Origin of the sequence: Loktanella sp. DSM 29012 (genome assembly GCF_900110705.1) — a bacterium.
GTDB lineage: Bacteria > Pseudomonadota > Alphaproteobacteria > Rhodobacterales > Rhodobacteraceae > Loktanella > Loktanella gaetbuli.
Genome location: NZ_FOEJ01000018.1, coordinates 1 through 5,422 on the forward strand (window position 1 = coordinate 1; position 5,422 = coordinate 5,422).

Here is a 5,422-nt window from a genome sequence, read left to right on the forward strand (position 1 = left end):
GCGAGCTGCACAGCTATCTGACAGAACGCCTCGGATCCGGTAATCTTGCAACGGTCCCATCCTTTGGCTGCCGCAAGCGCAATCATCAGTTTGGCCTTGGTCGCATCGTCGCCATCAGAGGACCCCAGAATTGAGGTTCCTTTATCGACAACGGATCCACCGTCCCGCAAAGTGACCGTCGGCGGACTTGCATCCAGTGTTACCCGATTGATCGCACGCACGACGTCAGGATCAAGTGTGACGCCGACGTAGCTGCGCTGCAGAAGCGTCAGCTTGAAAGTCTCGGACCTGGTTAGCGGCGCTGCGTCCGCGTCATCCAGTATCAGGGCATTCTGCACGACCCTTTCAAGTTGCTGACTGTGTTGCTGCAACTCTTCGACATCGTTTCCGCCACTCATCATGGCTTTGTGTGTGGCCGCATCGTATTCGAGGCTTTCGGGCGTCACCAAAGGACCGAACCGTTTCTGCATCGGCCCCATCGCATAGGGTTTTCCAAGTTGGGACGGCTTCATATACGCATCACTGCCGACCAGCAGGATACGCGCGCCGGAGCCAGACTTTACGTATCGCAGCCCGATCTCCGATAAGGCCTCGTGCACCCCCGCCCAATCGGGGGCCTCGTCCATCGCCGCACGAATCCGCTCCTTCCACGGATCGGACAACGCCTCGGCCAGCGACACCACACCGGTTTTGCGCTCTGCGTGGATGTCAGACGCGGACGGCCCCCGCTCAGCGGCGCGGCGCTCTTGCTTCGCTTCCCAATGCGCTTGCGGCTTTGGCTCGAGTGTGACCTTCGGGCCATCGGGCGTCTCGGTCACGACCGCATCAAAACGACCCCGGTCCGCAGACCAGCCCTGTGTCGCTTCAATCTGACGGCACGCACGTTCCAGCTTTGTAAAATCGTTCGACGTCGACATCGCGCCAAACGTCAGCGCGTTAATCCGGTTTATCACGACATGGACGTGAACGCAGGTCCGGTCGCGGTGCACAGCGATCACCGCCTGATGATCCTGCACGCCCAGTTCCGCAATCGCTGTGCGCGCAGCCTCAATCGCCTGCGCGTCCGTGGGACATTCCGTTTCCGGCCAAGACAGCATCATGTGATACATCAGGGATGTGGCCCGGCTGCTGCCATCCGCTACCGCCCACATCTGCATCGGTGCGTCCTGCCAGTCGCCGGAAAGATTGCACAGCTCCACCGCCACGGCCTTGCCGCAGACATAACGAACCACGCGTGCGACATCCCCCGCCGTCGTGCGCTTGGCATCCTTGTGGCGAGAGATCGCTTTCGGAATCACGGCAAGAGCCTATTGATCCGGCGCTGCAGATCAAGCGTCGCATCCGCCGCTCGCCGCAACATGGCTTCATCCGGAAGACGTCCCGTCGTGTTCGCGACCCGGGCCAACTGGTTAAGGTTCGATCCGATCTTGCCGAGCTCTCCAATCAAACTGCGCAAGACTTTCTTGTCACTTGCGGGACGTCCAATAGCATCCAGCGCAAGCCCCTTCGCCCAGGCCCCGATACTGTCGCAGTCGTCATTCGCTGCTTCCTCAATCAGTTCGGCTTCCAGTTCCGGGCTCACGCGGAAAGAGATCACGCGCGTGGCCCGACGCTTGTCCGATCTGGGCTTGCCATCGCCTGCCCGCATCATGACGTCGTCCTCCGTGCTGACGCTTGGTCACCCGGCTCCTGACTTGTCCGATGCAAGAAGTCAGTCACAGGCGTATCCTGTTCGTTACGCGGCGCAGCAGTGCCGTCAAACTCTTGGTTGGTCGTCTCCGAACCTTGCGGCGAGTCCAGCGGCTTCTTTTGCGGCTCGGAGATCGCATCATGTGCGACCCCGTCTGCACCTTGCGAAACGCTTGCGGTAGTCACTTCGGATTGCCTGCCGCTTTCGGATTCTATCTCGCGCCCTTCGTCGGCTGCGAGGTCAACGCCATCCTTTGCCACGAGATTACCTTCGCCGCCGGGCCGGTCGACGTTCGTCGGTCTCTGCGGCTTTGCGGTTTTGCGGCGCGTCTTTCCCGCGTTGACTTCGTTGCGCGCCGCCGCCTCTTTGTTGAAATATCCGCGAAATGTCGCGAGGCTAATGTCGGACGCTGTTGCATCCTTGAACATCGCGTAAATGTCTTCGATGGAGTAGTTCTTCGCCAGTATCGCACGGAAATCCTCCGCCATCTCCGACACTGCGTCACGGCTGCTGATTTTGGTTTTTTCTTTACTCGGCAGATCAGCCAGCTTTGCTTTCAGCGCATCCAGTTTGGTTCGGTCGATCATTTTTGGCATTGTGAAGCTCCTTATTGTTGTGTTCACAGCAACAACTTATGCGGGATCAGCGAAAATACCTACACGATGACAACCACTTATCTGGGGCCGACCTCAGAAACATGTGGACAAAACCGGGAGCGGGCTCATCCCGGCGCTTAAAAACGGGTCGACATCTCATCCTCAGGATCGCCCGTTCCCATCAGAACAGCATCCCGTGTCAGGACTGGCATTTTCTCAGAACAGAAGACCACCTCAACAGCAGGGTATGTGGACGGTAAACCGTCCACCCTGCCCCCGCCGCGGCGCACTCTGACGAGTGCTTCTTGGCGAGAGGACAACCATTTACGGCGCCTGAGGGCTTCTTGTTGGTTGGCTTAGCAATTATGGCTGCTTGACAGTATCAATCTACGATCGCCTATTTTGATAGAAATGGAGGTCTTTCTGTGCCTCAATCGACTTATCCATGACCTTTGCTTCAAGCCATTCTGCGACGAGAAACCCAGCATGATCCTATACGCCATCACCGCCGCGATGTTTCTCGCAATCGATGCCGTTGTCCTCAGCCTTGTCATGAAGCCGATCTTTTCGCGTCACTTGGGTGACGCCATGCGGGACAGCCCGATGCTCGCACCTGCCGGGTTGTTCTATTTGGCATACGTGGCCGGGCTCGTCTTTCTTGTATCCATGCCGGCCTTGCGCGATGCCGCACCCGGACGTGCGGCACTGCACGGGGCCATCATCGGGGCGATGGCCTATGGCACTTACGAGTTCACCTCGATGTCGATCATGAAAGCGTGGTCTTGGCAGATGGTCATCACCGATACGATCTGGGGTGCCGCCCTCACAGGTTTCTGTGCCTGGGCCGGCGTTGCCATCATGCTGCGTTTCCAAAGCTGATATCGGCAAAGTAAATGGGCCGACGCTGCGTGAGCCTTCACCGCACCACCGGCAGATCCGTCAGTCTTGTCGTATAGCGCGGGCTGCGGTGATCTGCACGTAGCTGCCAAGATCGTTTCATTCCCTCACTGGCGATGACCATCGTCTTCTTTCCGAACCGCCCGTTCACATCGTCCAGTGCCGTCATAAGTGCCGGGGACGTCGGTTTGACGCTGTCGAACAGCGTGCGCGGCCGGTCCTCGAATGGCAGAAGGTCATCCAGCATGATCCCGGCTTTCGTAAATCCGAACCTCTGGGTTTCGATCTTCGGCCAGGCCGCGAGCGCACAGCGCTTGGCTGCGGCCACGAGGTCAAACGTGTCCGACGACATCGGCGTCAGCCGCGTCGACCGCGATCCGGCATACTGGGGCCGGTCAGGCCGGTGCCGGTTGGTGTGGTAGAACACGGTCAGGGTGCCAGCGACCAGTCCGTGCTGTCGAAGCTTTTCGGCCGCGCGCGTTGCGTGGGCTGTGATGGCTTGGAACAGCGTGTCGAAGTCGGTCATAGGTGTGCCGGCCGACCTTGTAACGGCCATGCCCTTGCGTTGCGGTTCGACCTCGTCGAACGCGATGCAGGCCTCGCCTTGCAGTTCGAGAACCATCCGCTCCAGCACGACGGTTCCCAGCGCCCGCGCTTGGCGCAGCGGCATGTCGCGAAGATCGCCCGCGGTATTGATCCCGATGCCGCGGAGCTTGGCTTCCGTCTTGCGGCCGATGCCCCAGATGTCACCGACCGGCACCATGGGCAGCAGCCAATCGGGAAGCGCCGGGTCCATCATGTCCAATACGCCCGCGAAGATCGGGTTCTTCTTTGCGATGTCGTTGGCGCACTTTGCCAGCGTCTTTGTCGGTGCGATGCCGACGCGCACCGGCACACCGACCCGCCGCAAGACATCGTGGCGCAGGGCACGCGCGTGCGCAGTCCGGTCCCGGAACCCGCTGAAGTCCAGAAAGCATTCGTCAATAGAGTAGATCTCGACGTTCGGCGTGTAATCCTCGTAGACCTCGACCACCCGACGGCTGATATCCCCGTAGAGCGTGTAGTTCGACGAGAACACGCGGATACCATGCGCTTCGACCTTGTCGCGGATCAGGTGCAGCGGCTCGCCCATTTTGATGCCGAGCGCCTTGGCCTCGTCGCTGCGGGCCACGGCACAGCCGTCGTTGTTCGACAGCACGATGACCGGGACATTCTTCAAGGTGGGGTCAAAGATCCGCTCGGCGCTGACATAGAAGTTCGCGCTGTCGCTGATCGCGATAGGCCGCGTCACGCCAGATCATATCGCCGCACGATCCCGGCGATGACACCCCAGATCTCGCTATCTTCCGTCAGCTCGATGTCCGGAAACGGCTCACGACTGTTGGCCGGTGCCAGAAAATACTTACCGTCTCGCTTGCGCAGGATCTTTGCCGTGACAGCCCCCTCGACCACGGCCAGAACGGCCCGCCCAAGGCGGCGTTTGCCAGCACGGTCGACTGCGATGATGTCGCCATCACGTATGCCGACATCCCACAGACAGTCGCCCTCGACACGCCACCAGAACGTCGATGCCGGATGGCGCACAACCCAAGCGATGGGGTCGATCTCGTCTTCGAGATCGTCCCCCGCAGGCGACGGAAAACCTGCGCTGGCCCGAAGGATGGGCAAAGTAACGACGTGACCCTCCCCCAAAACGGGGGCGTCAATTTGGTAGACCGGCATCTGCGAATCCTTGCATGTTCTACTTACGTTCTACATATCTGCTACCGGTGTCGGACCTGTCAACCGAGCCGCGGCCGACCGTCTCGGAATCTTTGCCCGACCCCACAGTAGATCGTGAGCTTGTTCAAAATGACGCAGAGGCTATGATGACCGCCCACTTCCGGAGCGATGGAATGAAACAAGATTCACGCGGTCAGGCGCGTGGCATCGAGCGGCTGTATCTTGATTTCGACAGCTTCTTTGCCTCTGCCGAACAGCACTTCAATCCTGACCTTCGCGATCGCCCGCTGGGCGTCATCCCCTTGGATTCACCGCATACCGGATGCATCGCGGTCAGCCGTCAGGCCAAGGCTCTCGGCGTAAAGTCCGGTGCGACCATTGCGAAAGCGCGAGAGATCATCCCAGATATGATCTTCGTCGTGGCCCGGCACGATGTTTATGTTCGCCTGCACAAGCGTATCCTCGACGTCATCGAGACGGTCGTGCCAGTTGTGCACGTCAGATCCATCGACGAGGT

The 5,422-nt window shown here is 59.7% G+C and carries 6 protein-coding genes and 1 pseudogene; 2 read left to right on the forward strand and 5 right to left on the reverse strand.

Going from position 1 to position 5,422, the window contains the following annotated elements; translation table 11 throughout:
- The 3 genes from BMX27_RS16620 to BMX27_RS16630 all read right to left on the reverse strand — a co-directional run.
- A partial coding sequence (locus BMX27_RS16620; RefSeq protein WP_090161693.1) for a relaxase/mobilization nuclease domain-containing protein occupies positions 1 to 1,298 on the reverse strand: 1,298 nt, incomplete at its 3' end.
- Positions 1,295 to 1,651 (reverse strand): plasmid mobilization protein, encoded by a 357-nt coding sequence (gene mobC / locus BMX27_RS16625; RefSeq protein WP_090161696.1) that lies wholly within the window; start codon positions 1,649 to 1,651, stop codon positions 1,295 to 1,297. The genes BMX27_RS16620 and mobC, both read right to left, overlap by 4 nt.
- Entirely contained in the window at positions 1,648 to 2,286 is a 639-nt protein-coding gene (locus BMX27_RS16630) for a hypothetical protein (RefSeq protein WP_090161699.1), read from the reverse strand. The genes mobC and BMX27_RS16630 overlap by 4 nt, the downstream gene beginning before the upstream one ends.
- Positions 2,287 to 2,772: 486 nt before the next feature.
- On the opposite strand from BMX27_RS16630, the gene BMX27_RS16635 reads away from it, so the two are divergent.
- Positions 2,773 to 3,165: a DUF2177 family protein gene (locus BMX27_RS16635; protein ID WP_090161701.1), complete on the forward strand. Its 393-nt coding sequence runs from the start codon at positions 2,773 to 2,775 to the stop codon at positions 3,163 to 3,165.
- 37 nt (positions 3,166 to 3,202) lie between these two features.
- On the opposite strand, the gene BMX27_RS16640 is transcribed toward BMX27_RS16635, so the two are convergent.
- Complete coding sequence (locus tag BMX27_RS16640; protein ID WP_090161704.1) at positions 3,203 to 4,474, reverse strand: Y-family DNA polymerase; 1,272 nt, start codon at positions 4,472 to 4,474, stop codon at positions 3,203 to 3,205.
- A complete protein-coding gene (locus BMX27_RS16645) occupies positions 4,471 to 4,905 on the reverse strand; it encodes a LexA family protein (RefSeq protein ID WP_090161707.1) in 435 nt (144 codons plus the stop codon). Before BMX27_RS16645 ends, BMX27_RS16640 begins: the two co-directional genes overlap by 4 nt.
- Before the next feature lie 143 nt (positions 4,906 to 5,048).
- Between BMX27_RS16645 and BMX27_RS16650 the strand changes: the two are divergent.
- Positions 5,049 to 5,422: pseudogene (locus BMX27_RS16650) on the forward strand (type VI secretion protein ImpB); the annotation flags it as partial.

Coding starts and splice junctions, on each gene's coding strand:
- mobC (WP_090161696.1), bottom strand. CDS start 1,651: ATGATGCGGGCAGGCGATGGCAAGCCCAGATCGGACAAGCGTCGGGCC.
- BMX27_RS16630 (WP_090161699.1), bottom strand. CDS start 2,286: ATGCCAAAAATGATCGACCGAACCAAACTGGATGCGCTGAAAGCAAAG.
- BMX27_RS16635 (WP_090161701.1), top strand. CDS start 2,773: ATGATCCTATACGCCATCACCGCCGCGATGTTTCTCGCAATCGATGCC.
- BMX27_RS16645 (WP_090161707.1), bottom strand. CDS start 4,905: ATGCCGGTCTACCAAATTGACGCCCCCGTTTTGGGGGAGGGTCACGTC.